Here is a 17,432-nt window from a genome sequence, read left to right on the forward strand (position 1 = left end):
ATCTCTTTAACAACCTGCCTGTGGCTCAAAGTGATAAAGATTACAAAGCGCTGTTGCCGCAGTATGCGGATCGTGACATCATCACTAACATGAAATTCTGAGGGGTGCGGTTAACTAACCGCTTACGTTTCTCTTCGAGCAGCAGACGTGTGAGGTGCGCCCAAACGCAGTATTGATCGCATTGGTACACATCCAAATTGGATAGTCAGACCTACTTGCATGCGCCCCAACCCTCAAAGTGCCAGCCAGTGCCGGCGTCTCCCTTACCATAGTAAGTCACTTCCAAATAATAGGGCGGAATATAAAGAGGGCTCGGGTGATCTGCATAATAGATGAGGATTTCTCGTTGCCCCTCTCTCAAGGTTCGCATTTGGCTCCGCTCAAGCCCTGCAGAGACCAACCCCTCGAACCAGTGCATCCCCTTCAGCACGTCTTCTCTTGTTGCGCCTTGCCTCAACAGTCTTGCGAGCTCGATCCTCGTAGGCGGTTTGCATACCTTCCTGAGGCGATAGTCAGCCTCCTCAATGCTTTCCCTAATCTGCATAGGGGAGTGTTCGATGGGATGATAGAACCCCCACTTGTCTACTACGCCAGATTCGCCTAACCAGATTCTCAGTTCCACCGCAGGAATCACCCACCTTTGGGCTTGTGCGCCAGCAGGAAGAGGAACAGCGGCTACGTTCCGGATCGGATACCGCCATGTTGTGTACTGGAGACTGCCAATACCATAAGTATCATGCACGAACGGTGGTTCACCAAGGATGACTCTTACATCTTCCTGGCTACTCGTCCGCTGAATGTCTCCAAGGTTGACAACGTAACGATCAAGTTCCGGAACAGATGGAGGACTGTATCCCGAGCCGACTAAGAAAGAAGTAAGGATCACGGTCGTGATACGGTTAGCGTAAACCACACATCCTCTTTGTCGTTGCCCGACTTGATCAGTGAAATGCAATAGTCTCCCGGCACTACAGCTATTGACCACTGTGTGCCATATCCAAGCCTGACATAACTTTGGCCTACGTCACCCCCCGCACAAGTGGCCGCGATACTGACAGCAGCAAACAGCTTGGGAGGCCTTATATCTGACAGGACCAGCGTGAGTGTACCAGGATCACTTACGTGAACGTTCACATTGTAACCATATACGCCCATTCCTGCAGTTCTGGGAAAGCACCAGGGGATTGACCTGATCTTGGATGATAGATCCTCGAACAAGATCAGTCCGTGTTTGCTTGGATAAGACGTACGAAGACGTTCGCATGCTGATATGGGATCGGCGACATGAACTGGAGCAAGGTCGCGAACGAAGGAACAACCAGTGTGGCAAATCAGAAGACTTAGTGTCAGCAGTACGAAAGACGTTACATATCGAGTCTGTTTGTTTCTCAATAAAGCCCACAATAGGAATTTGCTTTTCTGAGCATAAGATAGCAGGGTGAGATTATGCAGTCAACAGAAATTTAGATTGTGGTGTTTGAGTGGGTGTATGCAACATATTGAGACAGCAGGCATAGATACGGGGGCTTGCGTTTGCCTCATGATATTCTAATGTCCGCCTTCCTCTATTTTTCAGGCATCTCGTAAGGATAAGACCTGCTGGTTTTCCCGATCGCCTGTATACCTCCAGGAGAGGATCATCCTGACTCTGTCTTCAGTGATCAGTCCCTCAAAGGTGGCAAAGGCGTTTGGAAAGCATCTGGTTATGAAGCTTGTGACTGTGGCTGACGACGCTGCCTGAGCAGAGAACATCTATCGCAAATTTCGACCATGTGGAGTATATTACCAGATAAACCTTCATGCACCGTCGAAACACAAAGGGGGATAAATCCGTGGGAATGACGGGCACAGAGGAGTATTTTGGGATGAAAAGCAACCTTTCACAGCCAAATATTGCTATATTCGACAGACATGCCTCAGAATATGATCAATGGTTTACCGGGAATATCTTCGCTTACCAGTCAGAGGTTGAGGCAATCCGCAGGTTAATCCCTCACAGCGGCACCGGGATTGAAATAGGCGCAGGGACCGGACGGTTCTCTCTGCCATATGGAATCAAGACATGCATAGAGCCATCTAAAGAGATGGCCTATATTGCCCGCTCAAGGGGGCTATCTGTGATCAGGGCATTGGCAGAGGCGCTGCCCTTTGCGAAAAGCACAATTGATTATGTCTTAATGGTTACAGTCATCTGCTTTTTGACTGACCCGCCCGCAGCAATTAAAGAAATAAGGCGGGTATTAAAACCAGGAGGCCGCCTCATCATCGGCTTTATTGACAGAGAATCTCCCCTTGGCAGAAAGTATGAAGCCATGAAAGAATCAAGCAAATTCTACAGAGACGCTGCTTTTTATTCCACCGCTCAGGTGATGGATTCATTGAAAGCGGCGGGCTTTTCAGATTTCCAGGTATGTCAGACCATCTTCACTGATCCAAAAGTGATGACTGGGTGCGACCCTGTGCGTGAAGGTCATGGAGATGGCGGCTTCGTAGCCCTGATGGGGAGCAGATTGTAATCCGGTATTCATCCGTCGCAGCGGCATCCTGCATTACCTAATTCACCATTTCTCTGTCTTTTGCCATCTCGCACTCTGTCCTCGTCCAAGACACTTTTCTGTAGTCCTACTTTATTAAACCCCATTTAACCAATTTTCCCCGTGCCTCTTTTCCTGCCTCACCATTTTGGTCAAGCCTTAGAGTATCTTTATAATATGTCGCTGCCTCTTCCCTGTTATTAAGCCCTTCGTAACACCTTGCAATATAGAGTTTCACCTGCGAAACATCAGGGATAAGCCTGTCAGCAGCAAGCATGTGGTCAAGGGACGTCTGATATTTATCCGATTTGTAATATAGGGCGCCTGCCAGAAACCTTGAACCAAAGAGATCAGGCTCTATCCTGACAGATGCATCTATTGCGATCCTTGCATCCTCTGTCTTATCCTGCTTAAGCAATGCAAAGGCAAGGCCTGAATAAAATATTGCATCCTTGTGGAGCTCAAGCGCCTTTCTGTATTCGCCTTCGGCAGTCTTGTAATCCTTCTTTCCAATGGCCGCATCACCCTTATCGTAAAGGGCATAGGCATCTCTAAGGTCCTTTAGATGCGCGGTCTTTCTGCTGAACTCATCTGTCTTAAACCCCCTTGATGCAGAACCCTTGTATGTCGTGTTCAATTCCCTGCTGATGGCATCTACCCTTTCCGTTGTCAATGGGTGGGTCATAAACAGGTTTTCAAGTTTTGAAGGCTCGCTCTTGTGTGCCCTCTGCAGGATCTCCATGGACTGTTTAAGTCCTGCTGGATTATAGCCAGCCTTTTCCATGTACATAAGGCCGAGGTCGTCAGACTGCCGCTCCTGATCCCTGCTGTATTTCATGAGCATCAGATAGGCGCCGAAGTTTGAGCCAAGGCTGTACAACTCCCTGTTTTTTATATCCTTGACAGCGAGCACTGCATCGAGGCTGACAAGGAGTGCTGTGGTGATGGTTGCCCGGCTCATCTGCTTTGCAGAATGCCTTGCAGTTGCGTGACCTATCTCATGTCCAAGTATCCCTGCAAGCTGGTCCTCGTTTTCAAGGTTCATCAGGAGCCCCCTTGTGATGCTGATCTTTCCTCCTGGTAGACAGAATGCATTATAGTCAGAGGAATTGACCACATTAAATTCAAATGGGAGGTTTTGTCTGTGGCTTACCGCACCAAGGCGTCTTCCAACGTTGCTTACATACTTCTGGAGCTCATCATCCATGAAAGGGCCGTTGTTCATCTGTGTGGTTACAGGATAATTTTGGGTGCCGATACTCAACTCCTCTTCTTCAGATATCAGGACAAATTCCTTTTCACCTGTAACAGGATTCGTGGCACATGAACTTATAAAGATGATAAGAAGGATAATGGACGCATATAAGGAAATAGACTTAATAAAAGTCAGACTCTTCATATCTGATTACTATCTCACCTGTCCCGTATACCGCTCTTCAGGGTGTTTATCGAAATAGCGCAGCCAGTAATTAAGTTCACTCTCAATGGCCTGGATCCGTGGTATCCGGAGAGGGTTATAGGATTTGTCAGAGGGCGGAACCGCTGGACCGCCTGTGACCATCATCACACCCTTATGCTGATATGATACACCTTCGTATGAACCATTCAGGAGTGTGCCTGTATCCTTTGGGTAAATCCCCATTGGAAGGGAAAGGGATTTAACCTGGTATCCCGGAACCGCCTCCTGGATTGCCTTCACGGCAAGTGCAAGCTGACGCCGGACACCTTCCGGACTTTGTTTTGACAGTGTCGCATGCCACAGCGTATGATTTCCGATCTCAAAGCCTTTTCGAACGAGGTAGCGAAGCTTTTCCTGTGCATACTCAGGCTGATTGAAGAGTTTATTCGGCGGATTCGCAGCAGGCAGGACATAGAAGATTGCAGCAAGCCCGAAGTCAGGATGTGTTGCATAAAAAGATTCGAGTATCCCGACAGCACAGTTTGGATCCACCCTGTAACCGCCCTTTCCATCAGGGAGGAACCTGAGTTGTCCGGGTGATGAGTCATCGAACGTAAGGATGAGTGGTGTCTTCCCTTTATTAACGCGGATACTGTTTTCCAGAAAATCATCCATCCTGATGAGCTGATACCCTTTATCGTAAAACCTCTGCAGGTCTTTCCTGAAATTCTCAGGCGTCCGTGTCCATGCGGCTTCAGGATAGTCAATCTTGTGATATTCAAGGACCATGACCCTGCCTTTGGGAGTAGGTGAAACAGATTCAGGGCTGCCTGATGAGGCGGAAAATATAATGGCGAGTTGGATGATAAATACTACGCAGAGAATCTTATGAATATGATGTGTCATTATTTTGAGTAATTCCCTGTCAGGCGCGAACATATTACAGCATTATAGTTAGCCTGCTCAAGAACATTACTATGCAGACTTCTGAATCACTTTCTTGTCAAGATCAAGTTCATACGTGAGAATCGTTTTAATGTTCATCTTCCTGGAAGCGTTAAGAATTTCTATGCCAACAATTTTATTCTCAGATGTTGTATCTAAATTAACGCCCTCAGCAATCTCAATAACTCCGTCAGGTTTCTGATTGCCTAATTTGATATAAACGGCATCAACGTCGGCATCATAATGTACCTTCATTTTTTCCTCCTTTTCTTTAAGGGATAATTTGTTATTACCGTTACAGTGTCTCCTTCAACGGAGACAACAATTTTCAAAGGATACTTAAAGCCCGTGACATTTCTTAATATCTCATGTTCTCCCTTGTGAAAGTCTATACTGGTCAGAAGGTTCAAAATCGTTGATTCAGGAATTTTGTATAGCTTAGCACGTCTTTTGGCATGACGCGAGATCTTTATCTCCACAGTGTGCCCCCTATAACAACCATCAAGACTTTATAATGGACCGGCAGTTCATGTCAAGGACAACATTTTATAACCAATCCTTTAGCGCGCTCAATGCTGTAGCTTCAGATGGAGTAAAGATTGTAAAGGTGTTATAATTTATTACAGAAGTCGGAATGTAGTGAGGAGGTCAGGCAGGCAGATGATATTCCCCAAAGAACATAATGAGGAAGGTGAGTTCGTCAGGCAGGGAGACCAGTTCAGGAAGTGGGTGACACAGGACGGCTCAAGCGGCTATCCCGCTGAATCAGGCCGCTATCACCTCTATGTATCCCTTGCCTGCCCATGGGCGCACCGTACTATTATCATGCGAAGGTTAAAAGGGCTTGAAGAAGTCGTCGGCATGACGGTCGTTGATCCGATACGTGATGAGCGTGGATGGGCGTTTCGAAATGGGCCGGGCTACAGCGAGGACCCTGTCAATGGCTTTCAGTTCCTAAGCGAGGCATACAGGGCCACAGCCCCTTATTATAACGCCAGGGTTACAGTCCCGGTACTCTGGGATAAGAAGACAGGCCGGATTGTCTCAAACGCTGACGATGATATCATGCGCATGTTTAACAGCGAATTCAATACATTCACCAGGAGCAAGATTGATTTTTACCCCGGACCGCTCCGGTCAGAGATTGATGAGATAAATGACTTTGTTTATACGAATGTAAATGACGGCGTATACAAGGCAGGATTTGCAACCACACAGGATGCCTATGAACGGGAAGTCCGGGCGCTGTTCGATGCACTGGACATGATCGAGAAACGACTCAGGACAAACAGATACCTGGTGGGCAGTCAGATTACTGAGGCTGACTGGCGGCTGTTTCCAACTCTGATCCGCTTTGATGCGGTCTACTATGGCCATTTTAAGTGCAACATCCGGCGGATCATTGATTACCCAAACCTCTATGGATATTTAAGGGAGTTATACCAGTACGACGGGATTGCAGAGACGGTCAATTTTGACCACATTAAGCGGCACTACTACATCACCCATACTGACATCAATCCTACTGGCATCGTACCAGTCGGGCCTGAACTTGATTTAAACTCTTCGCACGGGCGTGATGTCGTCAGGTGAGTAATGGCACCACATCGGATGCCCGTCCTGTGAGCACATCATCAACAAGATAAGAGTTCGGAGTTTCCTCTATATTGATTTCTACAACATACGCCCCTGCGCCTTTGGCTGCTGATACAAAGGAGGCGGCGGGTTGGACAACACCTGATGTGCCTATGACGAGGAGTACCTCGCATGAGTGCAGGGCATCCATGCCCTTTGTAATGTCTGCCGGGTCCAGGGATTCACCGAACCAGACGATATGGGGCCTTAACAGGCAATTGCACTTCCTGCAATATGGAAGAATATTTATCGTGACATCAAAATTATGTGATACATCACCACACGCCGTGCACCTTGTCTTCCATATATTCCCGTGTATCTCAGCGATATTCTTTGAGCCGGCCTTCCCATGGAGGCCATCCACATTCTGGGTAATCAGTGTAAAGGAGCTGGCATGACTTTCCAGTGTCACCAGCGAATGATGTGCAGCATTCGGATCCTTAGTGGCAATAATCTCCCGGCGCCAGTTATACCACTCCCACACGAGCACGGGATCTCTCCTGAACGCATCCGGTGTTGCAAGCTCCTCTGCCCTGAAGTTCCGCCAGAGGCCGTCTTTTCCACGGAAAGTCGGCACACCGCTGTCGGCAGATATACCTGCACCTGTAAGGACTGTGATAGATGATGCGTTTGAAATGCGTGAGCGTACGCGGGCAGTCTTGTCCACTTTTCTGATTGCTGCGAATCAGTCAATTACGGAATGGGGCCTCCCTGCTCAACAGGGTAGTTCATTTTTTTATATTCCATAACGCCGCCGGTTATATTAAACACCTTCTTAAATCCATGGCCTGTAAGAAGCTTGCTTGCCGTTACACTCCTTCGGCCCGAACGGCATATAACGTAGATCTCTTTCTCCTCAAGACCTTTCATCTCATCAATACGCCTCTCCAGTTCTTCAATCGGAATGAGACGGCTTGTCCCCCGAACATGGACATCACGGTACTCCTCCGGAGTCCTGACGTCGAGGAGGAATATCCCGGGATTATCTTTGAATCTGCCGTAGAAGTCAGACACAGAAATATCCTCATACTCTTTTGGACCGGCAGACACAAAATGCCTGATGCCATAGACAAGAAATATGGATAGGATCAGGATAAAGATTATTTTAATTCTGTGTTCCATCGTTATTTTATAATAAGGTCTTTTTGTTTATAAGTAAATATCTTTTTCACTTACAAAAAAGTCAAAGTCCCTGGGGGGCTCTGGCAACCAAGGGAGATGAAGTAAATCAAATAATTCACTTTTTGAACAAACGGTAACAGAGTTGTAATGAACACAATAACATAATCACCATTTTAAGAAAGGATCAGAATCAGTACCAGTCAAACCCGAGATATGCAATTGTAAATTGCGACGTATCGGGTTCTCCAACACTACCATAATAGAATTGTCGTGAGTGATCAAGAGTCAAGGTAAGATTGAAGCTCTTCCCGATCCAGAAGGCATAGCCAACGCCTCCAAGGAGTCCATAGCCTGGCACGACATTCGTACTTCCCCCAACTTTATACATTATGTTTGAAAGCCCTCCCCCCACACGTACAAATAAACCTTCTTCAATTGGGAAGTGGGTAAGCATTAGAAAATAATTATTGATCTGGAGTTGAAGGTCCGAGCCGGCATAGCTCCCCATCTGCCCAACAGCTATTCCATCAAAACCTAAAAGGGTTTTTGGGCTGAGGGTCGCACCGACCTTAAAATTTAAGGCTACTCGTGTGTCTTTCGTGTCTACCCCTTTGAACCAGTCATCAAATGTTATCTCATTGCCATCGATCGTGTAACGGGCATCAAGTCCCGCCCCGAGTCCAAAACCAATATACCAGTTGCTCCTCTTATGAGTTTCAGGCGTTTTGGCCATCCCTTTGGCTGGGAAGATTATTAACATAACAAGAAAAATAAAGAAAAGATTACGCCTTATAAACATTTTCCCTCCAATTTTGGGGATAGGTTATGCCTATTTATAGGTCTTTATAATGGTTCCTGCTGTCATAATCGTCCCCTGTATCCCCCGTAAGACCTTTCGCACCTTTTTCTTAAAACATCGATTTGCAGACTGTCGTCGGTCTGCGTTTCAAGGGTGTGGAACGAATGATGGTTGCTTTTGTGCCACTTCGGATACAACCGCCACTTTAACGACAATCTTCAAGACGTGGGATGGTGCTCCAGCAGCAAGTCTTGGTGCATGACCATCTTCCGGATAAAACACGGCTACTTGTCCGGCGTGCATATATACGAGTGTCAGCTTATCTTTTAGAATCGTTCCGAAACAGATATCCTTGTCCGCATCATATGCCTCAGTCACAGTTACTTCGTCAGCAGGGGCCCAGCCAATAACCTCCTCGCCTGATGCAACATACTGGATATCAACATACTTTTTGTGATATTCAATCTTTGGCACATCTGCAATTACAGTCTCGTACCTCTGGATATTTGCAAAGACCTGCCCTCCTTCTATCTCAACCCTGCCGTCAGCCATATTAAGGATATCCGGCCTGCGCAGGAATTCAATCGCCTTTTTGATGACAGGCGTCATTGAAGCCTGGTGATCTATACTCCTGAGATCAGTAACAATCATTATATTCCGTGCAGAAGCCCTACTTATTACAGATTTAAGAATCAAGTTCGGACAAGTTGCTCATTTGCCTCTTCTCTCATCCATGAAGGTAATGGCTCCCCTGTCGCCTCACTGTACAATGTTTCCGGGGTAATATCTACTCCGTCCGGCCAGCATAATACACCCAGTTCCCGGAAGCCATAATCAGCTACCATATTCTCTTAATAGCCTTTAAGCTTTTTAAATAATCTTCATATTCAAGGTTCATTTCTACTCCATATTCCTGAAACAAATCCATCATCTTAGCGATAGATACGCCTGCCAGGTTAGCAGCCTTCTCAATTGATGCCTCTGATTTCCTGTACTTTTCAATCGCAAACATAATCCTGCCGAGATCAACAAGTTCTCTTACAGCCTTTGATATATCCTCCCTTTCCTCTTTTGCAAGGGAGGAAAGAAAGCGGTAATCATCATCCTCAATCCTTATACTCAGTGTCTTCGTGGCCATGTTTAATCGCCTCCTTTCATCTTTTTTTTTGCATCCTCTATAATTACTCTGCTGTATCTGCTGATTTTTGAAAGCCTTTGTAATTTAATAAGTGCTTCATCTCTATCAATGAGTCCCTTTTCAAAAGCCCTTATAAGAACAGTAATCGCAGTAATAAATTCAAGATGAAGCATTTTACAAGCCCTCATGGCGTTTCTATCGTCTGTTGCAACCACACTAACGTCATTTTCCAAAGCAAGGCAAATCGCTTCAGCCTCTCCTTTGCCGATATTGAAATCACTCATAACTTTTTCAATCCGTATCCCACCTTTAATGGACAATACTTGAATCTTTTTGCTTCTTATCAATTCTTCTATCAATGGCATTCCCCCTTTGTCCTTCATCAAAACCTCTGACTTAACACTATACGGGATCAAAACCTTGCCCTGAAAATTTGATAAAAAGAGTTCGAGAATCTCAATCCGTGCAAGCAGGATTAAAGCTGAGGCATCAAATACAATCATGCCTTAATTGTATGCATTTGTATTACAATTGTCAACTCATTCCAGTTATTACTACTGGACTACCCGCCAATGGAAAAGACATTGATGTCTCTGACCGCAATCTCCGGTGAGTATATGACCTCCGGTGAGCCCCAGAGGAGTGTGGGCTTCCTGTCAGAGGTGACACCTGTGACCTGATTCAGCAGGTTGCGTATATTGTCGGCCAGCCTGATGCTGTTGGGCTTTAAGGGCGCGGCTATCCTGCCGTTTTCGATAAGATATGAATCACCTATTACAGTGCATGTAAAATCTCCGGCAAGGAGACCGTTTATAGGATACGTATACCAGATGCGGCCGATGTATATACCATCTCCGACCGTGCGTACAAGTTCATCTGAAGGAATAGCACCTGTTGTCTCTACAATGACATTTGTCGGAACAATCGTCGGCCTTCCCCTGAAGCATCTGAGCATTGATTCACCTGATCGGAAACCGTTGCGGGGTATCAGTGCACTCTCTATGGTTGTCGGATCCGCACCTATCTTGTCATTGGCAGAACTGTCATTTAAGACCTTATTCCTGTAATAATTATTTGACAGATAACCCGTGAGCACTCCGGCCTTTATCAGTTCAGTCCTTCCTGTTGCAAGTCCTTCACAAGTATACCTGCGGCTCATGGGATAATCGTTTAGAGCGCCATCGTCATAGATGGATATACGCCTGTCTGCAACCTCTTTACCATATTGGCCCGCGAATGCCGAGCTTGCGGCATCTACAACAGCAATATTAAGTGAGGGTAAAATGATGTTCCCGAGCAGGTCTGCAACAGGCTGTGGCCCGAGTATGAGGTTGTATTTGCCGGATGACACACTGCGGCCATGCCGTGATTTAATTGCGCTCATTGCGGCGCTGCTGCCTGCTTTTTCAGGGGCAAATCCTCCAAGCCTCATCTCTACTTCGTATCCGCTTCCCTTGGCATTGTCAGATTCTATCATCGCCGTAATAAATGCAGAGGCACTGGCAGCCTCATCATATGCGTTAACGCCTGTGGTAGAGGCTATGGCCATCTTCTCCTGGACAATGCTTACATCACCACCAATGATCACTGACGCCGTAATATTATGTTCCCTGAATGTCTTAATAGCCCCTTCAAGCGCCCTCCAGCCAAGCTCCACAAACCCTTCATCTCCAAGATTCATAATGGCATTGTCATGATAGTCAGGTCTCATTAAAGGATGAGCAGACGGGGGTGGAAGGGAATGGAAGTCCGGGTCCTCAACTGCTGAGAGCCTTGCCTTCTCTACGGCCTCTTTTACACCGTCCAGGGTAATATCAGCAGCCTGACTGCCGAATCCGATCCTCTTTCGGTCTCCGTCTTTAAACACAATCTGTACGCCTATTCCATAAGACAATGTGGATTTGGGTTCCTCTAACCCGTTGCAAGGGATGGATGATGTAAAGTTTATCCGTGTCAGGAGATGCGATATGGAACTGACAAAGATCTCGGCATCTGCAACATCAGGAAGTGTGCGAATGTAGGCAAGGCCAATGGCTGCGATTTCTTTTAATGTGGCAATTTGCATCTAAAAATCCCCGTTTAAATCCCCCCTCTCCCCCCTTTACTAAAGGGGGGAACTGATTTCCCCCTTTGAAAAAGGGGGACCAAGGGGGATTTTATCCTCCACCGCCGACGACCCTGGCCCTGCCCCTCAAGGTAGGCCCGCCGTTTCCAAGCCTCTTTGTCTGCATCGGCTGTCCCTTGCCGCAATTTGCAATGGGGTAGATCCTGAAGTCGTTGCCGACCGCATCAATACTCATCAGGAAGTTCATGCTGTCTGCACTGATGCCGCCGCCCCTGTAGAGCTCCTTCAACTCACCCCGATGGATCCTGTATGTCTTTATGGCAGATATAGTGAAGTTCTCCCTCGACTCTGAAATTGAAGGTGTGTGCATCCCCCACAGATAATAGCCGTCACTGACATCGCCGATTATCTTCATTGGATCGGTATTGCCACTTGCAAATACGGTAGTAGACATACGGATCAAAGGGACCAAAGATGCATCGGTTGCTGTATAAGATCCATTCGGCGTCATGCCAAGCAAAGACGCTGTTTGCCTGCTGTTCATAAAATCTTTCAAAATACCTTTCTCAATATGAACAACCTTCTTCCCCTTTGTACCTTCATGGTCATACACATAATGACCATAGCCCGGAAGGGCAGGATCAGAATATGTAGTTATCAGAGGAGAAGTCACCATTTTACCTATATAGTTGTCATTAAGACCTTTGAAAAACCAGCTCCTGCCTGCATAGGCGGTCTCGTATTTCAACACCCTGTCTGCCTCCATAGGGTGTCCTATAATCTCATGCGACAGCAGCGTATTGAAATAGGGGTCTGTAACCACTACAGCCTCTTTCTCTGTAGTCTTCAGCATCTTTGCATCAGATAACTCTGCGGCATCCCTGGCAACTCGCAGGGCAAAATCCGGCAAGTTCAGCCCCATCGCATTGACGCCGCCGCTGACAGCCTCCCACCCGCGCTGGTCACCGATGCTTTCATAAAGCTCCTGCTGACCCTCTTTTCCTGATGCAACAACGTATATATTACCCTGACTGTACGCATAATACTGATCAATAAGGGCGCCCTCTGTGCTGGCAAAGAGCGTCCCGATTGATTGGGTATATGCAGTTATGTCATTAAACCGGATTGCAGATACATCCCTGACGATTTTTGATGTATCTTCAACAAGGGACAAAATATCCTGAGGAGAAACTGTTTCAGGTGATATCTTAAAGACCGCCGGAATTGTATCCCTGTGGATTTCCACACCGGCGAGAGATGTACTGTAGAGTATGCTGCTGAGTCCTTCTATGGATGACGCCACTCTGCTCTTATGCCTGCTGTTTGCAACAGCACGTGCATGGGCGTGGTCCAAACCATCTTTTATAATCTCATTTATGCGGGATAAATCCTTAATGCTGAATATAACGCCGTAATAGCCGGGAGCCTTCTTCTCACCCCCTGCAATCACCCTGATGCCGAGTGAACCGCCCTCATCCCTGCCTGCTGACCTGGGCTTTCCATCTTCTGCAGATGCCCAGCGGGTGTCACTTATTTCAAGGCGGATATCCGCATAAAGGCAGTCAATGAGGCCAATAGTATATGAAGTAAAAAACTCACTGATCTTGTGTTTAAGGTCACCAAGGTTATTTATCAATATAAAGACCTCTTTGTTTCACTCGAAAATCCCTGTATACCCGTCATTCCCACGGAACCTGTCCCCGCAGAATTTAAGCGGAGAGTAGAAATCCAGAATCAAGCCCTGGTTCTGGATTCCCGCTTACGCGGGAATGACATATTCATCCCTCCAGAAACCTCTCCGCGTCTATCGCAGCCATGCATCCCATCCCTGCGGCAGTAATTGCCTGACGGTAGTATGGGTCTGCAACATCTCCTGCGGCAAAGACGCCAGGGATGTTTGTATATGTCCTCTCTTTGAGAATAATGTAACCCTTATCATCAAGTGTGATCTTGCCTTCAAATATCTTTGTATTCGGTGTATGACCTATCGCTATGAAGACACCATCACACGGGACATCTGATACAGCACCGGTCTTGACATTCTTAAGCCGTATCCCTGTCACATGCCCGGCATCCACGCCAAGGATATCTTCAACTACCGAGTCCCATATGAAAGAGAGCTTCTCGTTTTTAGCAGCCTTCTCCTGCATTATCTTTGATGCACGCAACTGATCCCGTCTGTGAACTAAACTTACTTTATTGGCAAATCTTGTCAGGAAAACAGCCTCTTCAACTGCCGTATCTCCGCCGCCCACCACTACGATATCCATACCTTTAAAAAAGAAACCATCACAGGTAGCACATCCTGAGACGCCGCTGCCGCGAAGTCTGCTCTCAGACTCTATCCCAAGCCACCTTGCACACGCCCCTGTCGCAATAATGATGGTTCTTGCCCTGTAAGAGGCGTCACCGGTATTTATCGTATACGGGGATTTGGAAAAATCTACAGACATCACATCACCTGAGACAAACTCCGTCTCAAAACGTTCCGCCTGTCTTTTCATATCCATGACAAGCTCAGGCCCCATTATCCCGTCTGGAAAACCAGGATAATTCTCCACATCAGTCGTTATTGTAAGCTGGCCGCCGGTCTGAGAACCCTCTATCACAAGGGGCTTTAAGTCAGCCCTTGCTGCATAGATGGCTGCTGTAAGCCCCGCTGGCCCTGAACCTATTATAATAACATTACGTACATCGTCACTCATTACTGCCCCCATCATTATTCAACGCCTTCTGCCTCATATTCATTGTTTTTTGTTTTTGCTTCTTACTCATTGCCTTCCACTCATTACTCATTGCTTCTTAATCAATGTCCGTGCTTCTCGTCCTTCTTATCCTGCTCGCCGTGATGCGCCGGCTTCTTGCCATTGTAGCCATCAGCAAACTGGATATTTACATGAACAACCGCCTTATTCAGGTCCTTGAACGCATAGGTATCCGTAATCTCAGGAAGTGCATCTGCATCAGCCTGCTTTGTTATTACGCTGCCTGCAGGGACGTATCTGTTAGAAGCAATCTTCACACCGACTACCTTTGCCCCAGGCTCCAACACAACGCCGTCTCCCAGTGTGGCCTTGAACACAAGGGCCTGCATCCCGATGAAGGAATCACTGCCGACAAGCGCAGGGCCATGAACCTGTGACTGATGGGCCATAGAGACCCTGTCGCCAACATAAACAGAATACTTATTGCCGCCGACCTCAACCTGATTCTTCTCTATTACCTTCCCCTCTTCCATCGTCTCAAGTCCATGGAGGACCACGCCATCCTGCACATTGCTGTCATTCCCAACATGGATAGGCTGCCCCTCATCACCCCTTATAGATGCAGCAGGCGCCACATAAACCCTCTCACCAAGATTGACATCACCTATCACTGATGCAAGCTGGTGGACAAATGCCGATTTTGCAATCACAGGCTTATTCACATCATCATTAAATGATGTCAGGACATTGGGCCCTGTAAATCCCGACAACATAAGACCTGCCAGGACCAGGTTTCCTGCAATGCTCACCCCAAGCACAGCTTTACCAAATTTCTTCATAACATTCTCCTCCCTTGGTTTAAAATAAGTTGATGAACTATCGGTGCATGACCGTATTTGTGAACTGAGACACTTAGTTATAATAGATTGTTGCTGATTATGTCAAGTTTTATGGTCTCGCTTATAGTGGTCTGAAACATACATATACGATAAACAAACCCGAACCAAATTGACCACATTGTTCGTATTTACATCATTTCCCTTTCCTGCTACGATAACTCAATAATAAACAAATTACTGACCCATATGCCGACTACTTTCGCCATAATATTGAGCTTGAAGGGGGGGGAGATGTCACCATTGCGGAAAAGCTCATTACTTACCGTAGCGGAGCAGAAGCAATTGATTCAGGCTTGCGCTTTCCTGATAGAAAGGAGAAGGGGGTAACATGACTGAAACACATTTGGCGGTTTTCAAGGGTAAAAAAACCAGGAGAACATTACATAAAAAAGAATGGTGGTTTGTCATTGCAGACGTTGTATCTGCACTTACAGACTCAGTTGACCCCAGCGGCTATATAAAAGATATGCGTCGCAGGGATGAAGAACTTTCCAAAGGGTGGGGGCAAATTGCCACCCCCCTTCCAGTTCAGACGGATGGCGGACCTCAGAAAATAAATTGTGCTAACACGGAGGGCATTTTCCGTATTATCCAGTCAATCCCATCCCCCAAAGCAGAACCCTTCAAACTATGGCTGGCAAAGGTAGGCTACGAACGGGTACAGGAGATAGAAGACCCTGAGCTCGCTACTAAAAGGACACGGGCACTGTACAAGGCCAAGGGCTATTCTGATGACTGGATAGAAAAGCGGATGCGCGGCATCGCTATTCGTGAGGAACTGACAGATGAATGGAAAAAGCGGGAAGTCAGAGAGAAACGGGAATATGAGATACTCACGGCTGAGATTGCGAAGGCTGCATTCGGCATAACCCCGGGCCAGCATAAGGATCTTAAGGGCTTGAGGCATCAGAACCTGCGCGATCACATGACCGACCTTGAACTTATATTTTCAATGCTCGGCGAGGCCGCAACAACAGAGATAACAAGGGTTGATGATGCCAAGGGATTTCACAAAAACAAACAGGCTGCACGCAAAGGTGGAGAAGTGGCTGGCAAGGCAAGAAAAGACCTTGAAAAGAAGACCGGCAGGAAGGTGGTGTCGCCAGATAACTATTTGACAGAACCGGAAAGCCGGAAGAGATTGGGTAGAAAATGAAGAAACATCTAAATACACTTTTTGTGACCACTCAGGGGGGCGTATCTCTCCAAAGAAGGAGAAACGGTCGTCGTGAAGGTGGATAATGAAGTGCGTCTGCGCACACCTGTTCACACAATCGGTGGCATTGTCTGCTTCGGGCAGATATCCTGCAGCCCATACCTGATGGGATTCTGTGCTGAGAATAGTGTGGCTGTCAGTTTTCTCACAGAAAACGGTGTTTTATCTTGCAAAGATTCAGGGGCCGGTATCCGGCAATGTCCTTCTGCGGCGGGAACAGTACCGCCGGGCAGATGACCAGAATAAATCTGCATTCATAGCACGCTCGGTATTGACGGGCAAGATCGCCAACTGCCGGACCGTGCTTCAGCGTGCACTGAGAGATCATTCAGACAAGATTGATGCAGAGGCAATATCACAGGCATCACAGCGACTTTCAGGTTATCTTAGGAGATTAAGTTCTGATCAGACGCTGGATGTATTGCGGGGAATCGAGGGGGAATCGGCGTATACATACTTTAGTGTCTTTGACCATCTCGTAACTTCACAGAAAGATGATTTCAAATTCCATGAACGTAGCCGCAGACCGCCGCTGGATAAGGTAAACTGCATGCTTTCATTTCTCTACACGATTGTAATGCATGATGTACGTTCAGCGCTTGAGACGGCAGGACTTGACCCTGCGGTCGGTTTCCTCCACAGGGACCGCCCTGGCAGATACGGGCTTGCCCTTGACATGATGGAGGAATTTCGCCCCTTCTTTGCTGACCGTCTTGCCATCTCATTGATAAATCTTTGCCAGGTTCAGGGAAGGGGTTTCCAGAAAAAAGAATCTGGTGCTGTGATGATGGATGATGACACGAGAAAGACGGTACTGGTGGCCTATCAGAAGCGGAAACAGGAGGAAATATTGCATCCCTTTCTAAAAGAGAGAGTGACGATAGGTCTGATTTTTCATACGCAGGCATTGTTAATGGCGCGTTATCTGCGGGGGGACATGGATAATTATCCTCCATTCATATGGAAGTGAGTACA

The 17,432-nt window shown here is 47.0% G+C and carries 20 protein-coding genes and 1 pseudogene; 4 read left to right on the plus strand and 17 right to left on the minus strand.

Going from position 1 to position 17,432, the window contains the following annotated elements; genetic code table 11:
- Positions 1-211 precede the first annotated feature (211 nt).
- From IT393_02965 to IT393_02975, 3 genes are all read right to left on the minus strand, one after another.
- Positions 212-913, minus strand: a complete 702-nt coding sequence (locus IT393_02965) for a hypothetical protein (GenBank protein ID MCC7201613.1) — start codon at positions 911-913, stop codon at positions 212-214.
- Entirely contained in the window at positions 883-1,155 is a 273-nt protein-coding gene (locus IT393_02970; GenBank protein MCC7201614.1) for a hypothetical protein, read from the minus strand. Before IT393_02970 ends, IT393_02965 begins: the two co-directional genes overlap by 31 nt.
- Positions 1,156-1,572: 417 nt before the next feature.
- A complete protein-coding gene (locus IT393_02975; GenBank protein ID MCC7201615.1) occupies positions 1,573-1,752 on the minus strand; it encodes a hypothetical protein in 180 nt (59 codons plus the stop codon).
- 113 nt (positions 1,753-1,865) lie between these two features.
- Between IT393_02975 and IT393_02980 the strand changes: the two genes are divergently transcribed.
- Positions 1,866-2,516: a methyltransferase domain-containing protein gene (locus IT393_02980; GenBank protein ID MCC7201616.1), complete on the plus strand. Its 651-nt coding sequence runs from the start codon at positions 1,866-1,868 to the stop codon at positions 2,514-2,516.
- 106 nt (positions 2,517-2,622) lie between these two features.
- Here the strand turns inward: IT393_02980 and IT393_02985 are convergent, their stop codons facing one another.
- The 4 genes from IT393_02985 to IT393_03000 form a co-directional block, all read right to left on the minus strand.
- On the minus strand, positions 2,623-3,933 hold the full coding sequence (locus tag IT393_02985; GenBank protein ID MCC7201617.1) for a M48 family metalloprotease: 1,311 nt from the start codon (positions 3,931-3,933) through the stop codon (positions 2,623-2,625).
- Positions 3,934-3,942: 9 nt separating this feature from the next.
- Positions 3,943-4,839 (minus strand): polysaccharide deacetylase family protein, encoded by an 897-nt coding sequence (locus IT393_02990; protein MCC7201618.1) that lies wholly within the window; start codon positions 4,837-4,839, stop codon positions 3,943-3,945.
- A 69-nt stretch (positions 4,840-4,908) separates the two neighbouring features.
- On the minus strand, positions 4,909-5,133 hold the full coding sequence (locus IT393_02995) for a DUF2283 domain-containing protein (protein MCC7201619.1): 225 nt from the start codon (positions 5,131-5,133) through the stop codon (positions 4,909-4,911).
- The gene (locus IT393_03000; GenBank protein MCC7201620.1) at positions 5,130-5,357 is read right to left on the minus strand and encodes a hypothetical protein; all 228 of its coding nucleotides are present in this window, start codon (positions 5,355-5,357) and stop codon (positions 5,130-5,132) included. Before IT393_03000 ends, IT393_02995 begins: the two co-directional genes overlap by 4 nt.
- A 181-nt stretch (positions 5,358-5,538) precedes the next feature.
- Between IT393_03000 and IT393_03005 the strand changes: the two genes are divergently transcribed.
- A complete protein-coding gene (locus IT393_03005) occupies positions 5,539-6,471 on the plus strand; it encodes a glutathione S-transferase family protein (GenBank protein MCC7201621.1) in 933 nt (310 codons plus the stop codon).
- Here the strand turns inward: IT393_03005 and IT393_03010 are convergent.
- The 10 genes from IT393_03010 to IT393_03055 all read right to left on the minus strand — a co-directional run bounded on the left by IT393_03010 (position 6,464) and on the right by IT393_03055 (position 15,115).
- On the minus strand, positions 6,464-7,180 hold the full coding sequence (locus IT393_03010) for an NAD-dependent deacylase (protein MCC7201622.1): 717 nt from the start codon (positions 7,178-7,180) through the stop codon (positions 6,464-6,466). The genes IT393_03005 and IT393_03010 overlap by 8 nt on opposite strands.
- Positions 7,181-7,206: 26 nt before the next feature.
- Positions 7,207-7,635, minus strand: a complete 429-nt coding sequence (locus IT393_03015) for a rhodanese-like domain-containing protein (protein ID MCC7201623.1) — start codon at positions 7,633-7,635, stop codon at positions 7,207-7,209.
- A 190-nt stretch (positions 7,636-7,825) separates the two neighbouring features.
- The gene (locus IT393_03020; protein ID MCC7201624.1) at positions 7,826-8,434 is read right to left on the minus strand and encodes a hypothetical protein; all 609 of its coding nucleotides are present in this window, start codon (positions 8,432-8,434) and stop codon (positions 7,826-7,828) included.
- A 147-nt stretch (positions 8,435-8,581) separates the two neighbouring features.
- On the minus strand, positions 8,582-9,085 hold the full coding sequence (locus tag IT393_03025; GenBank protein MCC7201625.1) for a YhcH/YjgK/YiaL family protein: 504 nt from the start codon (positions 9,083-9,085) through the stop codon (positions 8,582-8,584).
- 187 nt (positions 9,086-9,272) lie between these two features.
- On the minus strand, positions 9,273-9,572 hold the full coding sequence (locus IT393_03030; protein MCC7201626.1) for a UPF0175 family protein: 300 nt from the start codon (positions 9,570-9,572) through the stop codon (positions 9,273-9,275).
- A 2-nt stretch (positions 9,573-9,574) separates the two neighbouring features.
- Positions 9,575-10,075, minus strand: coding sequence for a hypothetical protein (locus IT393_03035; GenBank protein MCC7201627.1), 501 nt, complete (start codon positions 10,073-10,075; stop codon positions 9,575-9,577).
- Positions 10,076-10,134: 59 nt separating this feature from the next.
- Positions 10,135-11,637 (minus strand): TldD/PmbA family protein, encoded by a 1,503-nt coding sequence (locus tag IT393_03040; protein ID MCC7201628.1) that lies wholly within the window; start codon positions 11,635-11,637, stop codon positions 10,135-10,137.
- 91 nt (positions 11,638-11,728) lie between these two features.
- Positions 11,729-13,273 carry a TldD/PmbA family protein gene (locus IT393_03045; GenBank protein ID MCC7201629.1) on the minus strand — a complete coding sequence of 515 codons (1,545 nt, stop codon included), beginning with the start codon at positions 13,271-13,273 and terminating at the stop codon, positions 11,729-11,731.
- 142 nt (positions 13,274-13,415) lie between these two features.
- Positions 13,416-14,342 (minus strand): thioredoxin-disulfide reductase, encoded by a 927-nt coding sequence (gene trxB, locus IT393_03050; protein MCC7201630.1) that lies wholly within the window; start codon positions 14,340-14,342, stop codon positions 13,416-13,418.
- Between the two features lie 101 nt (positions 14,343-14,443).
- Positions 14,444-15,115, minus strand: coding sequence for a carbonic anhydrase (locus tag IT393_03055; protein MCC7201631.1), 672 nt, complete (start codon positions 15,113-15,115; stop codon positions 14,444-14,446).
- 454 nt (positions 15,116-15,569) lie between these two features.
- Between IT393_03055 and IT393_03060 the strand changes: the two genes are divergently transcribed.
- Both IT393_03060 and cas1c read left to right on the plus strand, forming a co-directional pair.
- Complete coding sequence (locus IT393_03060) at positions 15,570-16,397, plus strand: Bro-N domain-containing protein (GenBank protein MCC7201632.1); 828 nt, start codon at positions 15,570-15,572, stop codon at positions 16,395-16,397.
- Positions 16,394-17,427, plus strand: a pseudogene (gene cas1c, locus IT393_03065) (type I-C CRISPR-associated endonuclease Cas1). Before IT393_03060 ends, cas1c begins: the two are co-directional and overlap by 4 nt.
- Positions 17,428-17,432 lie beyond the last annotated feature (5 nt).

The sequence above is a fragment of the Nitrospirota bacterium genome (assembly GCA_020851375.1).
Taxonomy (GTDB): domain Bacteria; phylum Nitrospirota; class 9FT-COMBO-42-15; order HDB-SIOI813; family HDB-SIOI813; genus RBG-16-43-11.